The sequence below is a fragment of the Streptomyces sp. TN58 genome, assembly GCF_001941845.1.
Classification (GTDB): Bacteria; Actinomycetota; Actinomycetes; order Streptomycetales; family Streptomycetaceae; genus Streptomyces.
The window spans coordinates 6,616,211-6,630,717 of the sequence record NZ_CP018870.1 but is presented as its reverse complement, the minus strand read 5'-3'; the positions used below and the strand labels follow the sequence as shown (position 1 = coordinate 6,630,717).

Genomic DNA, 14,507 nt, shown 5'->3' with positions numbered 1-14,507 from the left:
CGACAGTGGTCGCGCTGCTCCTATGCTTCTACATGCTTGTAGATAGCGCCAGGGCGGGGCGGGGTATTCCGTGCTGCCCAGACGCGTGTACGCACGCCCATCGGGCGCGCGTGGAGTCAGGAGGGGAACAGAACGTGGCTTCGATCGATCTGGACAAGGTGCTGGACAAGGCATGGGCGGACAAAAGCCTGCCCGAAATCCTGGCCGCCCCGGTGGGGGCCCTCAAGGGTGTCTCCGACCGTGACGGTGAGCTGCTCAAGGAGGCGTTCGGCGTCACGACCGTCGCCGAGCTCGCCGAGCTGAAGTACGTCCGCTGGGCGCAGGCCCTCGCGGCCCTGGACGCGGCGAAGTAACGCCTCGCGCGTGCGCGGTGCCGCGGGCTGGACCTGGTCTCGCGGCGCCGTCGCGCGCACCGCAAAGAGATCACAACGCGACGCATACGAAGGAGAACGCCGCGATGGTGTTCAAGCGCCTGCTCGGCTCGATGGGTGTCGGCGGCCCCGCCGTAGACACGGTTCTCGACCTGACCACCGCGGTGCCCGGCGGCACCCTGACCGGTGAAGTCCGCCTCACCGGCGGCCGGGCCGACTTCGACATCGAGCACATCACGCTCGAACTCGCCGCCCGCGTCGAGGCCGAGACGCACGAAGGGCAGGACGAGGGCATCATCTCCTTCGAACGCTTTCTCATCGGCGGCGACTTCCGCCTCGCCGAGGCGAAGCAGCGCAACGTACCGTTCGCGGTCCCGCTGCACTGGGAGACCCCGATCACCCAGCTGCACGGCCAGCCGCTCGGCATCGTCCTCGGCGTACGGACCGAGCTCGGCATCGCCGGGGCCAAGGACAAGGGCGACCTCGACCAGCTCACCGTGGGCCCGCTGCCGGCCCAGGAGGCGATCCTGGAGGCGTTCGGGCAGCTCGGCTTCGGCTTCAATTCCGCCGACCTTGAACTGGGGCACATCGGTGGCACCGGCCAGCAGCTGCCCTTCTACCAGGAGATCGAGCTCACCCCCGCCCCGCAGTACGCCCACCAGGTCAGCGAGATCGAGGTGACCTTCCTGGCGAACCCGGACGGGCTGGAGGTCGTCCTAGAGGCAGACAAGCGCGGGGGCCTATTCGCAGGCCACGACGTGCTGGGCCGCCACGTGGTCAGCCACGAGGGCGCGGCCCACCGGGACTGGAATGCCGTGGTCGGCTCCTGGATCAGCCAGCTCATCGACGCGCACAGCGCCCGCGCGGCCCATACCGCCCACAGTCCCTACGGGCACGGCAGCGGGCACGACGCCCACGGCCACAAGGGCGACTACGGGCACCATGGCGGTCACCGGTCCGGGCCGGGCATGGGCACGGTGGTCGCTGTCGGCGCGGCCGGACTCGCGGTCGGGGTGGTCGGCGGGATGGTGGCGGCGGCCGAGGCCGTCGACGAGATCGGCGACTTCTTCGAGGCCGACGAGGACGAGAGCGGCGACGAGGAGGCGTAGCGGCTCCGTCACCCACCGGCAACTTCTACAGTAGTGTAGATGAACTGTCCGGGCCGACTCCGTCCGTCCTCGGCCCGGACACCCTTGCGACCCCTGGAGTTGGCATGGCCCTGTGGGACCGTTTCAAGCAATCCACCCAGCAGATGCAGACGCAGCTCGAGGCGAAGAAGAACGAACTGAAGTCCGGTGCGTTCCGCGACGCAAGCATGGCCATGTGTGCCCTCGTTGCCGCGGCAGACGGCACGATCGACGACTCCGAGCGCCGGCGGGTGGCCCACCTGATCGCCACCAACGAGGTTCTGCAGAACTTCCCGGCCGCCGATCTGCAGAAGCGCTTCGACGATTACCTCAACACCCTCACCGCCGACTTCGAGTTCGGCAAGGTCAGCATCCTGCAGGAGATCGCCAAGGCGAAGAAGAAGCCTGCCGAGGCCCGCGCCGTCATCCAGATCGGCATCGTCATCGGCGGCGCTGACGGCGACTTCGACAAGACCGAACAGGCCGTCGTCCGCGAAGCCTGCTACACCCTCGACCTCCCGCCCCACGAATTCGACCTCTAGCACACGGACCTGGCCGTATGCGCCTGGCACCGCGGCCTCGCAGGCGCAGGGCAGGCATCCTGTGAGGAGACCGGGCAGGGGCGGAAACGGCTCTGTCGTCGCTGTCGGCGTGGAATGGCCGGCACCACGCTCGCCCACGCGTGGTCACCCCTGGCGTCAGCTTGAGTCGCGCCGCGGGCCGGGACCGGTTTGGTCTTCCGGGGGGTCGTCCTGGGTGGGCCGGTCTCGGTGCCGGGCGGCCGGGCTCAGCCGCGCCTCGGTAATGGCGTTGCGGTCGGTCACGATGACTTCGATGATCCACTCGCCTGCCAGGATGCGGGTTCCGGGGCTGCTGGGGATGCGCCCCAGCTTGTGCACGATGAGCCCGGCGACGGTAGTGAAGTGGCCGTCCTCGGCGAGGTCGTCGAGTTCGACGCCGATGTCGGGGAGGTCGTGGACGGGGAACGATCCGGGGACGAGGAACGAGCCGTCCTCTTGCGGGACCACGGTGGCGATGTCGCGGTCGGTCTCGTCGTAGATCTCGCCGACGATCTCCTCCAGGAGATCCTCGATAGTGACGATCCCCTCGATGGAGCCGTGTTCGTCGACGACGAGCGCGAACTGCTGCCGGTTGGCACGGAAGTCCCGCAGCGCATCGGAGATCTTCATGGAGTCGGTGAAGACGGTCGCCGGCTGGGCCAGCTCGGCCACCGGGGTGTCATCTGCACTGGTGGTCGCATCGCGAAGATTGACCACGCCAACGACATCCTCGAATCGGCCGGCGGCCAGGACGGGGGCGCGGGAGTGTCCTGAGTTCGCCAGTTCGGTACGGGCCTGAGCGGCGGGCATCGATGCGGAGAGGGTGAACACCGCCCTGCGGGGCACGAGCGCGGCGCGCAGGGTGCGCTCGTGGATCTCCAGGGCGCTGGAGATGATGGTGCGCTGTTGGGGTGTCAGGCCGCGGTGGCTGATGACCATATCCCGTAGTTCTTCCGGGGTGGGCTGCTGTTTTCCGGCGCGTGGGTCGCCGCCGAGGAGGCGGACGAGCAGGTTCGTGGAGTGGCTCAGCGTCCACACCGCCGGGCGGGAAGCGGTGGCGAGCATGTCCAGGGGGGTTGCGGCGATCAGGGACCACCGCTGGGCGAACTGCATCGCCAGGCGCTTGGGCGCCAGCTCGCCGGCCACCAGGGTGACGAACGTCAGCACCAGCGTCACCAGGGCGATGGCGAGCGGTTCGGCGGCGCGGCCGGTGAACGCGAGCAGCGGTACAAGCGGCTCGGCCAGGGAAACGGCCGCTGTGGCGGAGGCTAGGAAGCCGGCCAGGGTGATGCCGATCTGGATCGTGGCCAGGTACCGGTTGGGGTCCGCGGCGAGGCGGGCGAGGCGGGCGACGCCGGCGCCTCCTCGGCGGCGTAGTTTGCGGAGCTGGCTTTCGCGCAGCGAGATGAGGGCGATCTCGGTGCCCGCGAATAGGGCGTTGAGCACGATCAGCGCGGCGATGAGGGCGAGATCCCACATGTAGTTCACGGCCCAAGCCTCCGCTCCATGGCTGCGTTCTGGCCCTGCTGCCCGGTGCGGATGGGCGTCACAGGCCCGAGCGCACCACGGTGACGGGGCAGTTGGCGTGGTGCAGGACGGCCTGGCCGACCGAGCCCAGCAGCAGTCCGGCGAATCCGCCACGTCCGCGCGCGCACACCACGATCAGCTGGGCCCTCTCGCTCGCCTCGATCAGCGTCGGCCGGGTCCGACCCCGAAGGACCCGGGGGCGTACGGTCACCTCCGGGTACCGCTCACGGTGCCCGGACAGCGCCTCGACCAGCAGCCGCTCCTCCGCCGCCCGCATCTGCTCCACGTCACCGATCATGTCCACCAGTTCCACGGGATGGCCCGGGCCGCTCTCGCCGTGATCGCTCCACGTGGTCCAGGCGTGCAGGGCCACCAGTTCGCTGCCCCGCAGCTGGGCCTCGGCGAACGCGAACGCGATCGCCTCCCGGCCCTGGGGGGAGCCGTCCACCGCCACCAGCACAGGCCCCTCGGGTTCGGTCCGGCCGCGTACGACCATCACCGGGCAGTGGCCGTGCGCGGCAAGGTGGACGGCCGTCGATCCCAGGAGAAGCTCTCTGATGCCCCCCGAACCGCGGTGGCCCACCACGATGAGCTGCGCGGTCCGTGACTCCGCTTCCAGGGCCGCTACCGCCTCACCGGGCATCACCGCACTGGCGGCCCGCACTCCCGGGGCCGCAAACCGGGCCCGGTCGACGGCCTCGTGGAGCAGGTGCTCGACCCCCTCCCGCACGCCCCCGGCGGGCGGCCCGAGAGGCGAGGCGCCGGGCGGGACGTGCATGGCGGGCCAGATGAAGGCGTGGACCACGTGCAGCTCGGCGCCTCTGAACAGTGCCTCCCGGGCGGCGGCGTCCACGGCGGCCATGGCGGAGGGCGAGCCGTCCACCCCGACCACGACCGGACCGGGCATCGCCCCGCCTCTCCTCATCCGCAGCCCCTCTGCCGGGGCTGGGCACGCTTCGTGTCTTCCCAGCTTCTCCCGCATGCCTCCCCCGCGCCACAAGTAGCAGCCGGGTCAGGCACCGCTGTCCCAGGTCACAGGGGTGTGGCGGCGTGGAGGATGAAGAACAGGGTGACTGCGGAGTTCGCCGATGACAGTGCGGACACCGTGGTGCCGGCCGCCGCACCCCACGTGGCCATGCCCACCGCAGTGAATACCGACGGCCAGCGGCTGGAGAGCGGGGCGGGCTCCAGCAGCGCGGCGACCCGGCTGGGCACTGGCCCCGCCGCCGCGAACGCGGGCAGCGTGGCCAGCGGGGCGCCGCGACTGATCAGCGCCGCCTTGCCGATCGCCACCGCCACCGTACGGCGGCTGCCGACCTTGGCGGCGGCCTCTTCGTCGGCCCACCGCTCGGCGGTGTAGGCCACCACCGACCGCAGGGGCCGCAGAAACGGGTTGGCGCGGGCGGCGAGCTGCACGGCCAGCAGGAACCGGTGGTGGCCTCCCGTGAGGTGGGCGCGCTCGTGCGCGAACAGCGCCCGGCGCTCGCGGGAAGTCAGCGCAGCCAGCATTCCCGTGCTCACCACAACCCGGTCACGGCGCGAGCCGGGCAGCGCATAGGCGTACGGAGCCTCGTCGGGCAGCACGGCCACCGGCGTGGCGGGCAGCCCGGCAAGCGCACGCCAGCTGCGCCGGCGCACCCGCCGGTGGCGCCACGCCGCCGACGTACACGAGGCGATCACCGCGAGGAGGGCGGGGATGGCGGCCTTGCCGGCGAGCTCGTCGTACGGGACCGCTTCGCGCACCTCAGGATCGGACCAGCCGTCCGGCAACGGATTGCCGGGCAGCTGCGCGGTCCCCACCACCATCAGCAACGCCAGGCACAGCGTGCTGCACACCGCCAGCACCGCCGCGGCGCCGGTCAGCAGCCACGTCCCGGTACGCGGGTGCAGATGATGCCCCGCCAGCCGCGCGATCGGCCACGCCGTTAACGGCAGCACCAGCGGCAGGAACACGAAGATCCCCATGCCCCTCAGCCTTCCCCAGCCTCGGACGCCTTGCCCAGCAATTCACGCAGCAGCTGCTCGTCCCCAGGCGTGAGAGCGGTCACGAAGCTGGCCAGGACAGCCTGCCGGTCACTCTCGGCGTCCAGGACCTTGCGCATCCGCAAAGCTGCCAGCCCGGCCTCGTCGGCAACCGCCATCCACTCGAACGACCGGCCCACCCGCTCCCTTGCCACAGCGCCCTTGGCCTGCAGCCGGGTCAGGATCGTCATCACCGTTGTGTAGGCCAGGCCGCCGCCCAGGCGCTCCTGGACCCAGCCCGCCGTGACCGGCCCCGGCGCCTGGCACAGCGCCGTGAGCACCTGGCTCTCCAGTTCACCCTGCGCCCGGCGGCGGGACGGGTCAGCACCGCTCATGTCCTTCACCGTCATGCCGTCAACCTCCCGCCCTATTGCCTCACCCGACACGGCGTGGCGGTTCATCGTACTGATCACCGGCTTATGGTTCGACGGCCCGCGCGCAGCCCGGCCCCGCGAATCCGCCACACCGGCCGAACACCCACCAATATATTTCTACAGTGTTGTAGATTCACCTTGATCCGACGGTACGGCGTGCCAGCCGGGCCGCGGGAATACCGAATGGGAGCCACGACATGGGTGTGAGTCTGTCCAAGGGCGGCAACGTCTCGTTGAGCAAGGAGGCCCCGGGCCTGACCGCCGTGCTGGTCGGCCTGGGCTGGGATATCCGGACGACCACCGGGGTCGACTTCGACCTCGACGCCAGCGCCCTGCTGGTGAACGCGTCCGGGAAGGTCCCCTCCGACCAGCACTTCGTCTTCTACAACAACCTCAAGAGCCCCGACGGCTCCGTCGAGCACACCGGCGACAACCTCACCGGTGAGGGCGAGGGGGACGACGAGGTCGTCAAGGTCAATCTCGCCACCGTGCCCGCCGACGTCGACAAGATCGTCTTCCCCGTCTCCATCCACGACGCCGAAGCCCGCAGCCAGAGCTTCGGCCAGGTGAGGGGCGCGTTCATCCGCGTCGTCAACCAGGCCGGCGGGACGGAGATCGCCCGCTACGACCTCTCCGAAGACGCCTCGACCGAGACCGCGATGGTCTTCGGCGAGCTCTACCGCAGCGGCGCCGAGTGGAAGTTCCGCGCGGTCGGCCAGGGCTACGCCTCCGGCCTCTCCGGAATCGCCGCCGACTTCGGCGTCGGGGTCTGACACACCACCACGCCGCCGTGCGCGGCGGGCCGGCCCCTGACCCGGCCCGCCCCGCTCCACTCAGCTCAAGCGACCGCAGCGACTTCACCCGATCCGGGGGAACTTCAGTGAACACAGCCGCCGGCCTCAAACCGGAGGACCGGGGCGACTTCGAGCTCGTGGCGCACCAGGCGCTGAACACCCCCGGCATCCGCACCACCCTCTCCCGCGTCGGAACATCCGCAAGCGCAGGCGAGTTGTACACGCACGCGCTCCAGGGGGCCGCCACCATCGCCGCCGCGGCCGGCACCGAGCACGCGTACCTCCAGCATCCGCGCGCGTCGGCACAGGCCAGGCAGCGGCCGAGCCGTCCGCAGCCCAGGAGCAGACTGCCGGCCGCCCTAGGGCCTGTCGTCAAAGTGATCTTGCATTGTGGATCATGGTTGGGTGATACGTCGCCATGAACTGTCGGACGCTGAGTGGGAACTCGTGCAGCCGTTGCTGCCTCGGCCCGTGTTGGGGCGGCCGCGGCTGGACGACCGGACGATCCTGAACGGGATCGTGTGGAAGTTTCGGACCGGGGTCGCCTGGCGGGACGTGCCCGACCGGTACGGGTCGTGGGCCAGCCTCCACACCCGTTTCCGCAGGTGGGCGGCGGACGGAACCTTCGAGCGGATGCTCCAGGCCGCGCAGGCGCAAGCGGACGCGGCAGGCGACATCGAGTGGCTGGTGTCGGTGGACTCCACCGTTGTCCGTGCCCACCAGCACGCGGCCGGAGCCCGAAAAGGGGGCTCCGCAGCCCGGCCCTCGGCCGGTCCCGCGGCGGACTGACCAGCAAGATTCACCTGGCCTGCGATGGGGCGGGCCGCCCCCTCGCGTTCGTCCTGACCGGCGGGAACACCAACGACTGCACCCAGTTCACCGCCGTGATGGACGCGATACGGGTGCCCCGGATCGGGCCGGGTCGACCGCGCATCAGGCCCGACCACGTCATCGGCGACAAGGGCTACAGCTCGAAGGCCATCCGTACTTGGCTGCGGCGGCGCGGCGTCACGCACACGATCCCTGAACGGTCCGACCAGGTCCGCAACCGGACCCGGCGAGGCGGCCGGGGAGGCAGGCCGCCGGCCTTCGACAAACAGGTCTACAAGCGCCGCAACGTGGTGGAACGGTGCTTCAACCGGCTCAAGCAGTGGCGCGGCATCGCGACCAGGTACGACAAGACCGCCCAGTCCTACCAAGCAGCCGTCACCCTCGCGTCGCTCCTGATGTGGGCGTGACACTTTGACGACAACTCCTAGCCCCGGACACGTCAGTGCGGAGTTCACCCGCCCCCTGCTCCGGGCCCGGCACTGACGCGCCCTTGACCGGGTAGCGCTGCTCGCTCGCGAGACGCACCCTCCAGGCTTCTACAGTGCTGTAGATTCATCGCGGTGGCCGCCAACGCGGCTACGCGAAGGCATACATCGACGAGCCAGCATCTGGAGGACACCAGTGGGGATCAACCTGGACAAGGGCCAGCGGATCAGCCTGGAGAAGCCCGGCGGGGGCACCCTGACCGTGGTGCGCATGGGGCTGGGCTGGCAGTCCGCCCCGCGTAAGGGATTCCTCGCCCGGATGACTGCCCGGGAGATCGACCTGGACGCCTCGGCCGTCTTGTTCGCGGGCAAGGAGCTGGTGGACGTGGTGTTCTTCCAGCAGCTGGTCAGCAAGGACGGCTCGGTGCGCCATACCGGCGACAACCGGGTTGGCGGCGCCGGGCAGGGCGGGGACGACGAGTCGATCCTGGTGGACCTCCAGCGGCTGCCGGTGCACGTCGATCAGATCGTCTTCACGGTCAACTCCTTCACCGGGCAGACCTTCACGGACGTACAGAACGCGTTCTGCCGCCTCATCGACGACACCAGCGGCCAGGAGCTGGCCCGCTACACCCTCTCCGGCGGCGGCAACTACACCGCACAGGTCATGGCCAAGGTCCACCGCTCCGGGCAGGCGTGGAGCATGTCCGCGATCGGGGAGCCGGCCAACGGCCGCACCTTCCAGGATCTCCTGCCCGCCATCGCCTCCCACTTGTAACCACCAGCGAATTCATGCCGTGGGTGCCACGCCCGGAACCACGAGGGCGGGGGCGCAGGACCGCAGGCCGTATCAGCCCAGGAGGGCAGCACGCCATGTTCGGTATCAGTGAGATAGCGATCATCCTGATCATCGTCATCCTGGTCCTTGGGGCCAAGAAGCTGCCCGAACTCGCACGCTCGATGGGGTAGTCGGCCAGTATCCTCAAGAGCGAGGCACGGGCGATGAAGAACGACCCGGCGCCCCAGGCCGCCGGCGAGCACGTCGGCGACGGCCCGAAGCGGGTCGTCGAACCCGACGCCGTGATCAGCCCGCACCCCGCGCCGGAATCCCGCACCGACACCCCGCGGCGCTGACCCTCGTCTCCTCCAGGGACGGGCAGGCCGCAGCGACCACACCCCGGGGGATTGCCATGCGTCTGATCACCTGGCCGACCCTCGGCCTGCTGGCTGGGGGCCATAACCCAACTCCTCCTGCCCGCAACGGACGCCGACGACGAGACCGGCCGCACGGTCATCAGCGTCGTCGGCGCCTTCGCGGGCGGCTGAATATCGGATCAGGTCTTCGCCAAGCAAGTCGAAACCCCACTTCGATATCGCCACCTGGAGGGCCGTCGGCGGCGGCGCCCTGGCTCTTCTTGCCGCCTACCGCATGGCGTTCCGTAACTCCCGCGACCAGAACGACCAGCAGGACCCGTGACCACCCTTGGCCGGCAGACAATGCCGCGCCTGCCCCGGAGCCAATTCACACGGCCTCGATGCTTCGGCGCCCGCTCCGGCGTCTTAGCGACATCCGCTGAACGGGTATACGGTCCCCCCACGAAAGTCCACCGCGCCGCCAGCGGAGGGGAGCATGTCACAGACCTGGGCCGCCATCATCCTGGCCTTCATCGGGGCCATCACCACCATGGCAGGCGCCGCGCTTTACGTCCTGCCCGGCCCCGGCCTCCCCGTCCTCGCCACCGGCATAACCATGCTCGTGACCGGTGTCGGCATCCTGGGCAGCGGAGTCGACCGCTCCTAGCCGTCAGCACGTGAGGCGGACGCAGCCTCGCACCGCCCTGGCCCCGGCCCCGGTTCGCGGGCTCCTGCGCCGTCTCCCCGCCCTCGGGCGACGTGACTGATGCTTCGAGGGAGGAGGAGACGGCCGCCGCGCCCGCTGTTCGGATCGGCCGCGACACCCTACCGGTGCTCCTATGAGACAGCATCGGTGCTGGCGGGACTCGTCTGCCACGCCGCGCCCGCGGTCCCGTTTCCGACCCGAGTCGCAGTGCCCGCTTCCGCCGAAGACGCTCACGGGAGCAGCGTTTGGGTGACGCGCCAGAGCCGGCGGGGCAGGTCACCCTCCTCGAAGGGATGGACCTCCTCCAGGACCCAGCCCTCGGCGAGGGCGTCGACGAGACGGCGGGGAAAGAAGTGCACGGCGAATCCGCCGTGCTCGTCGATGTCGTCGCCGTGGAAGCTGCCCGCGCCGTAGTGGGCGTCCCCGGTATGGCGGACGGTGTAGAGGAACGCCCCACCCGGCCGCAGCACACGGCGTACCTCGCCGACCACCTGATGGATCTCTTCGGTAGACAGGGCCATGCAGAGCAGCACGTGGGCGAAGCCCCCGTCCATGGCGTCGTCCGGAAGCGGCAGCGGCTCGCGCACGTCATGGACCATGGTGGTGATCCGATCGGCGACGCCCAGCTCCCGGACGGCCGCCACCAGCTGCTCCAGCCCGGTCTTGCTGAAGTCGGTCGCCTGGACGGCGAACCCGGCGCGGGCGAAGTAGAGGGCGTCGCGGCCGTGCCCGGCACCGAGCTCCAGAACCTCCCGCGCTTCTGCCGCACGGAAGAACGCCGAGGCATAGAGCGCCGCGCTTGACGGCTGTTCGCCGTACATGCCGGGATGAGAGGTGTACGTGTCCTGCCAGTGGCGCCGCTGTGCGCCCGCCAGATCTCGATCGCGGTCCGTCACCGGGGCGACGCCTCTGCTCGGATCCCAGCCGGTGCCGAGGTGTCCGGAGCCATCACGAGCCCGGCCTTACCAGCTGGGGCACCGCGTCCAGCCTCGGCGCCCACCTGGTCTTCGGGCTCCTGGCCGGACTGACGTTCGCCGCCATCGCCCGGGCAGCGGGCACGCCCTCGAGCACGGCCCGAGGATGAACCCCCTCTCCAGGGACTCGGCACCCGGCCCGGTCCCGCCCCCGCGGGGCGGCGCACCGGGTGTCGGCGTCTGGGGCGGCTACTGTCTGGCCAGCAGTGCCCAGGCGCTGGCCAGTCCTGTGTGGGGCGTGGCTCCTCCGCCGGGCCACATCACGGTCCTCGCCCCCGAGCGGCTGAAAGACGAAGCGGGATGATGTCACCGAACCGTAAGCACTCACCCCGCCCGCCTCCGGGCTGGTGGATCTACATTCAGAGCCCAGAGCCGATTCCTGGGAGTAGACATGCGTGCCCGTACGACCCTTCCGGCCGTCGTGGCCGCCGCCTTGCTCACCGTGACCGGCTGCGGCTCGGACGGCAACCCTGCCGCGACCTCCGATACCGGCACCGTAACGGCCACGCCCGCCGGCACCTCCGCAGCGGGCAGCGGCCCGGCCGCCTCCCCGAGCGTGCCCGACGTGCTGCGCTTCACCGGCACCACCATCGACGGAGCCTCCTTCGACGCCGCCACGCTCGCGGGGAAGCCTACCGTGCTCTGGTTCTGGGCACCGTGGTGCCCCAAGTGCCGTGCCCAGGCGGCGGAGACCGCGACGGTCGCCGCCGCCACGGCGGGCAGGGCCAACGTCGTCGGTGTCGCCGGGCTCGACAAGAACGCCGCCATGCGCGACTTCGTCTCCGACACCGACACCGCTGCCTTCCCTCACCTGTCCGACGAGAAGGGCGAGATCTGGAAGCGATTCAAGATCACCGAACAGAGCACGTACGTGATCCTCGACAAGGACGGCAAGACCACCTACACCGGCGTTCTTCCCGGCGGCAAGGGCCTCGCTGACAAGCTCGCCGCACTGACTGGCTGACCGCGCAATGAACGACCTTCCCATAGCCCTCGCGCTCACCGCCGGCATGCTCGCCGCCGTCAACCCCTGCGGCTTCGCCCTGCTGCCCGCCTACCTCTCCCTCCTCGTCCTCGGCGACGACTCGCCCACCAAGACGGTCGCCGTCGGCCGCGCCCTGGCCGCAACCGCCGCCGTCACCGCGGGCTTCGCCGCCCTCTTCGGCATCTTCGGGCTCGCCGTCCTGCCCGTAGCCGGCCAGATACAGCAGCACCTGCCCTGGTTCACCATCGCCTTCGGCATCCTCCTCACCACGGCAGGCGCCTGGCTGCTCGCGGGCCGGCAACTGCCCTCACCGGCACCGAAGCTGCGCCGCGCCCCCAAAGTGACGCGGTCTCTGCCGTCCATGGCCTTGTTCGGCATGGCCTATGCCACCGCCTCGCTCGGCTGCACCATCGCCCCGTTCCTCGCCATCGTCGTCTCCGCGTTCCGCACCGGTTCCACGGGCGGCGGCATCGCCCTGTTCTCCGCATACAGCGCGGGCATGGGCCTGATCGTCGGCGCGGCCTCCCTTACCGTCGCCCTCACCCGCTCCACCGCTGTCACCCGGATGCGGCGATTTGGCGCACTCGCTCCCCGCCTCGGAGGTGGACTGCTCCTTCTGGCCGGCGCCTACGTCGCCTACTACGGCTGGTACGAGATCCGCGTCCTGCGCGGTGGAGACAGCACCGACCCCGTCGTGGACGGAGCTGGGGCGATACAGCGGTGGATCAGCCAGGTGCTCGATTCCGCGGGGATCTTGGTGATCGCCGCAGTGTTCACGGCGCTGATTCTGGCAGGCGTGGTCGTGGGACGCCGGCGACGCCGGCGAGCCCAAGGCACCTCCGGCCCCGCGCGGACTCCCTGAACGCCGGTTCTGCGCCGACGCCGCACAGGGGGGTTGGCAAGGACTGGTCGTAGCGATGTTCGGCCATCATGGCGCCGCCGTGACGCTCACGTATGACCTGGGCTGCCGCCGTGCCAGAGATCGGATCGACGAGCCGCCCGACGGCCCGCCCGCAACACCCAGCTCGGCAGGTCCGCGGCGCGACGGTGCCTTGCTCAGAATGCGCGGGGGGGACATCCACTGCTCCTTGCCGTCGATCACCGCCGCACACCGAGGCGCCCCGGGTCCGGGCATGATCCGCACACTGAGCTGCCGGGGAGGACCGGTCGGCAGCTCACCGGACATGATCAAGGGCCGGTTCCCGTACACCTCCGTGCGGCCGGTCTCCTTGCCGTCCACCAGCAGCTCGGCATCGCCGTGGAGACCGGCGTGGATGTTCACGGTCAGCGAGTGGCCCACGGCATCGAGGTGGAAATGGTGGGGTCGGGTCATCGCACACCTCCTTGCCCGGCTCCCCCGCCCCTACTGGAAGCATGCCCCCCGTCCGCCTGTCCGCGCTTCCCGCGCAGGACACATTGCAGGACGTCCGGCGGCCGAGACTCCCTCGCGGGTCGGGTGCTACACGGCCGGCGCTGCCGCGCCGTGTGGGGTGACATGCCGCAGACTGCTGTGAAGGGCCGGCGTTTTCTGGTACCGGCCGCGGGGAGAGTGGCCGACGTGCTTGAAGTCCCGCTCTGGCTGTGGGCAGCCTTCGCCGCGACGGTGGTGGTGTCGCTGGCGGTGGACTTGCTGGCCCACCGCAGCGCGCACGTCATCGGGTTCAAGGAGGCCGCCGCCTGGAGCGGCCTGTGGGTCAGCCTCGCGCTGATCTTCGGCGCCGTCGTCTTCCTCGTCCTCGGTACGACGGCCGGCACCGAGTACACGACCGCCTGGCTGCTGGAGAAGAGCCTGTCGGTCGACAACCTGTTCGTCTTCGCCGTGATCTTCGGCTACTTCAAGGTCCCCCGCGCCTACCAGCACCGCGTCCTGTTCTTCGGCGTCATCGGCGCCCTCGTCTTCCGCGGGATCTTCCTCTCCCTCGGCGTGGCTGTGGTCAGCCGCTTCACCGCGGTCCTGTTCGCCTTCGCCGCCGTTCTCTTCTACAGCACCTACAAGCTCCTCAAGGAAGAGGAGGACACCTTCGACCCGGGCAACAGCTTCGCCGTGCGGATGCTGCGAAGGATCATCCCCGTCCGGGACGAATACGCCGGAGCCAAGTTCTTCGTCAGGGAAGCCGGCAAGCGCGTGGGCACCCCGCTCCTCGCGGTGGTCGCCGCCATCGAGGCAGCCGACCTGATCTTCGCCGTCGACAGCGTCCCCGCCGTCCTGGCCGTCAGCGACGACGCCTTCATCGTCTACACCAGCAACGCCTTCGCCATCCTGGGCCTGCGCGCCCTGTACTTCATGCTCTCCGGCCTCCTGGACCGGTTCCACTACCTCAACGTCGGCCTCGCGGTGATCCTCTCCTTCATCGGCGTCAAACTCATCCTCCAGGCATCCCACAAGATGATCAGCCCCGCGATCCCCGAGATCCCCTCCCCGGTCAGCCTGGCCGTCATCGCCGCCGTCCTCGCCGTATCCATCGTCCTCAGCATGCGCCGGCCCGCCACGCACGCAGCCCAGGCGGCCGACGGCGCCGGCAGGGAAGAACGGTCCGCAGCCCTCGCGGACCCGGACACCTCCACCCCCAGGGGCGACCCAGACTCCGAGGCTGAGCGGGATGAGCGACCCGATGACCCGCCCCGGCCGGCGCACTGAACCCCATGCCCGTACGTCGGCAGATAGCTGCCCAAGCCC

The 14,507-nt window shown here is 70.1% G+C and carries 16 protein-coding genes and 2 pseudogenes; 12 read left to right on the top strand and 6 right to left on the bottom strand.

What is annotated here, in order from left to right; translation table 11 throughout:
• The first annotated feature begins 134 nt into the window (after positions 1-134).
• The 3 genes from BSL84_RS29895 (at position 135) to BSL84_RS29885 (ending at position 2,040) form a co-directional block, all read left to right on the top strand.
• The gene (locus BSL84_RS29895) at positions 135-353 is read left to right on the top strand and encodes a hypothetical protein (RefSeq protein ID WP_075971580.1); all 219 of its coding nucleotides are present in this window, start codon (positions 135-137) and stop codon (positions 351-353) included.
• A gap of 104 nt (positions 354-457) precedes the next feature.
• Entirely contained in the window at positions 458-1,480 is a 1,023-nt protein-coding gene (locus tag BSL84_RS29890; RefSeq protein WP_075971579.1) for a sporulation protein, read from the top strand.
• 104 nt (positions 1,481-1,584) lie between these two features.
• Positions 1,585-2,040 (top strand): tellurite resistance TerB family protein, encoded by a 456-nt coding sequence (locus BSL84_RS29885; protein ID WP_075971578.1) that lies wholly within the window; start codon positions 1,585-1,587, stop codon positions 2,038-2,040.
• A 156-nt stretch (positions 2,041-2,196) separates the two neighbouring features.
• On the opposite strand, the gene BSL84_RS29880 is transcribed toward BSL84_RS29885, so the two are convergent.
• From BSL84_RS29880 to BSL84_RS29865, 4 genes are all read right to left on the bottom strand, one after another.
• Complete coding sequence (locus BSL84_RS29880; RefSeq protein WP_079273505.1) at positions 2,197-3,537, bottom strand: hemolysin family protein; 1,341 nt, start codon at positions 3,535-3,537, stop codon at positions 2,197-2,199.
• 67 nt (positions 3,538-3,604) lie between these two features.
• Positions 3,605-4,492 carry a universal stress protein gene (locus tag BSL84_RS29875; RefSeq protein ID WP_075971576.1) on the bottom strand — a complete coding sequence of 296 codons (888 nt, stop codon included), beginning with the start codon at positions 4,490-4,492 and terminating at the stop codon, positions 3,605-3,607.
• A gap of 125 nt (positions 4,493-4,617) precedes the next feature.
• On the bottom strand, positions 4,618-5,550 hold the full coding sequence (locus tag BSL84_RS29870; protein WP_075971575.1) for a M56 family metallopeptidase: 933 nt from the start codon (positions 5,548-5,550) through the stop codon (positions 4,618-4,620).
• Positions 5,551-5,555: 5 nt separating this feature from the next.
• Positions 5,556-5,957, bottom strand: coding sequence for a BlaI/MecI/CopY family transcriptional regulator (locus BSL84_RS29865; protein ID WP_075972305.1), 402 nt, complete (start codon positions 5,955-5,957; stop codon positions 5,556-5,558).
• Between the two features lie 221 nt (positions 5,958-6,178).
• Between BSL84_RS29865 and BSL84_RS29860 the strand changes: the two genes are divergently transcribed.
• From BSL84_RS29860 to BSL84_RS36655, 6 genes and pseudogenes are all read left to right on the top strand, one after another.
• Positions 6,179-6,754 (top strand): TerD family protein, encoded by a 576-nt coding sequence (locus tag BSL84_RS29860; protein WP_075971574.1) that lies wholly within the window; start codon positions 6,179-6,181, stop codon positions 6,752-6,754.
• Between the two features lie 429 nt (positions 6,755-7,183).
• A pseudogene (locus tag BSL84_RS35005) lies at positions 7,184-8,013 on the top strand (IS5 family transposase).
• A 214-nt stretch (positions 8,014-8,227) separates the two neighbouring features.
• Complete coding sequence (locus BSL84_RS29840; protein ID WP_075971572.1) at positions 8,228-8,809, top strand: TerD family protein; 582 nt, start codon at positions 8,228-8,230, stop codon at positions 8,807-8,809.
• A gap of 95 nt (positions 8,810-8,904) precedes the next feature.
• Positions 8,905-8,997, top strand: a pseudogene (locus tag BSL84_RS35000) (twin-arginine translocase TatA/TatE family subunit); the annotation flags it as partial.
• Positions 8,998-9,033: 36 nt separating this feature from the next.
• Positions 9,034-9,165 (top strand): hypothetical protein, encoded by a 132-nt coding sequence (locus BSL84_RS37530; RefSeq protein WP_267894055.1) that lies wholly within the window; start codon positions 9,034-9,036, stop codon positions 9,163-9,165.
• 496 nt (positions 9,166-9,661) lie between these two features.
• A complete protein-coding gene (locus BSL84_RS36655) occupies positions 9,662-9,832 on the top strand; it encodes a hypothetical protein (protein ID WP_199838761.1) in 171 nt (56 codons plus the stop codon).
• 269 nt (positions 9,833-10,101) lie between these two features.
• Here the strand turns inward: BSL84_RS36655 and BSL84_RS29825 are convergent, their stop codons facing one another.
• Positions 10,102-10,767, bottom strand: a complete 666-nt coding sequence (locus tag BSL84_RS29825) for a class I SAM-dependent methyltransferase (RefSeq protein ID WP_075971571.1) — start codon at positions 10,765-10,767, stop codon at positions 10,102-10,104.
• Between the two features lie 469 nt (positions 10,768-11,236).
• Here BSL84_RS29825 and BSL84_RS29820 point away from each other — a divergent pair, with 469 nt between their 5' ends.
• Both BSL84_RS29820 and BSL84_RS29815 read left to right on the top strand, forming a co-directional pair.
• Positions 11,237-11,809 (top strand): redoxin domain-containing protein, encoded by a 573-nt coding sequence (locus tag BSL84_RS29820; protein ID WP_075971570.1) that lies wholly within the window; start codon positions 11,237-11,239, stop codon positions 11,807-11,809.
• A 7-nt stretch (positions 11,810-11,816) separates the two neighbouring features.
• A complete protein-coding gene (locus tag BSL84_RS29815; RefSeq protein ID WP_075971569.1) occupies positions 11,817-12,692 on the top strand; it encodes a cytochrome c biogenesis CcdA family protein in 876 nt (291 codons plus the stop codon).
• Positions 12,693-12,758: 66 nt separating this feature from the next.
• Here the strand turns inward: BSL84_RS29815 and BSL84_RS29810 are convergent, their stop codons facing one another.
• Positions 12,759-13,163, bottom strand: coding sequence for a hypothetical protein (locus BSL84_RS29810; protein ID WP_075971568.1), 405 nt, complete (start codon positions 13,161-13,163; stop codon positions 12,759-12,761).
• Positions 13,164-13,388: 225 nt separating this feature from the next.
• On the opposite strand from BSL84_RS29810, the gene BSL84_RS29805 reads away from it, so the two are divergent.
• Positions 13,389-14,468 carry a TerC family protein gene (locus BSL84_RS29805; protein ID WP_075972304.1) on the top strand — a complete coding sequence of 360 codons (1,080 nt, stop codon included), beginning with the start codon at positions 13,389-13,391 and terminating at the stop codon, positions 14,466-14,468.
• The last annotated feature ends 39 nt before the right edge of the window (positions 14,469-14,507 follow it).

Bases quoted from the DNA above. Each gene is read 5' to 3' on its own strand.
- BSL84_RS37530 (WP_267894055.1), top strand. From the start codon at position 9,034: ATGAAGAACGACCCGGCGCCCCAGGCCGCCGGCGAGCACGTCGGCGAC.
- BSL84_RS29880 (WP_079273505.1), bottom strand. From the start codon at position 3,537: ATGTGGGATCTCGCCCTCATCGCCGCGCTGATCGTGCTCAACGCCCTA.
- BSL84_RS29885 (WP_075971578.1), top strand. From the start codon at position 1,585: ATGGCCCTGTGGGACCGTTTCAAGCAATCCACCCAGCAGATGCAGACG.
- BSL84_RS29820 (WP_075971570.1), top strand. From the start codon at position 11,237: ATGCGTGCCCGTACGACCCTTCCGGCCGTCGTGGCCGCCGCCTTGCTC.
- BSL84_RS29890 (WP_075971579.1), top strand. From the start codon at position 458: ATGGTGTTCAAGCGCCTGCTCGGCTCGATGGGTGTCGGCGGCCCCGCC.
- BSL84_RS29860 (WP_075971574.1), top strand. From the start codon at position 6,179: ATGGGTGTGAGTCTGTCCAAGGGCGGCAACGTCTCGTTGAGCAAGGAG.
- BSL84_RS36655 (WP_199838761.1), top strand. From the start codon at position 9,662: ATGTCACAGACCTGGGCCGCCATCATCCTGGCCTTCATCGGGGCCATC.
- BSL84_RS29870 (WP_075971575.1), bottom strand. From the start codon at position 5,550: ATGGGGATCTTCGTGTTCCTGCCGCTGGTGCTGCCGTTAACGGCGTGG.
- BSL84_RS29875 (WP_075971576.1), bottom strand. From the start codon at position 4,492: ATGCCCGGTCCGGTCGTGGTCGGGGTGGACGGCTCGCCCTCCGCCATG.
- BSL84_RS29815 (WP_075971569.1), top strand. From the start codon at position 11,817: ATGAACGACCTTCCCATAGCCCTCGCGCTCACCGCCGGCATGCTCGCC.
- BSL84_RS29865 (WP_075972305.1), bottom strand. From the start codon at position 5,957: ATGACGGTGAAGGACATGAGCGGTGCTGACCCGTCCCGCCGCCGGGCG.
- BSL84_RS29810 (WP_075971568.1), bottom strand. From the start codon at position 13,163: ATGACCCGACCCCACCATTTCCACCTCGATGCCGTGGGCCACTCGCTG.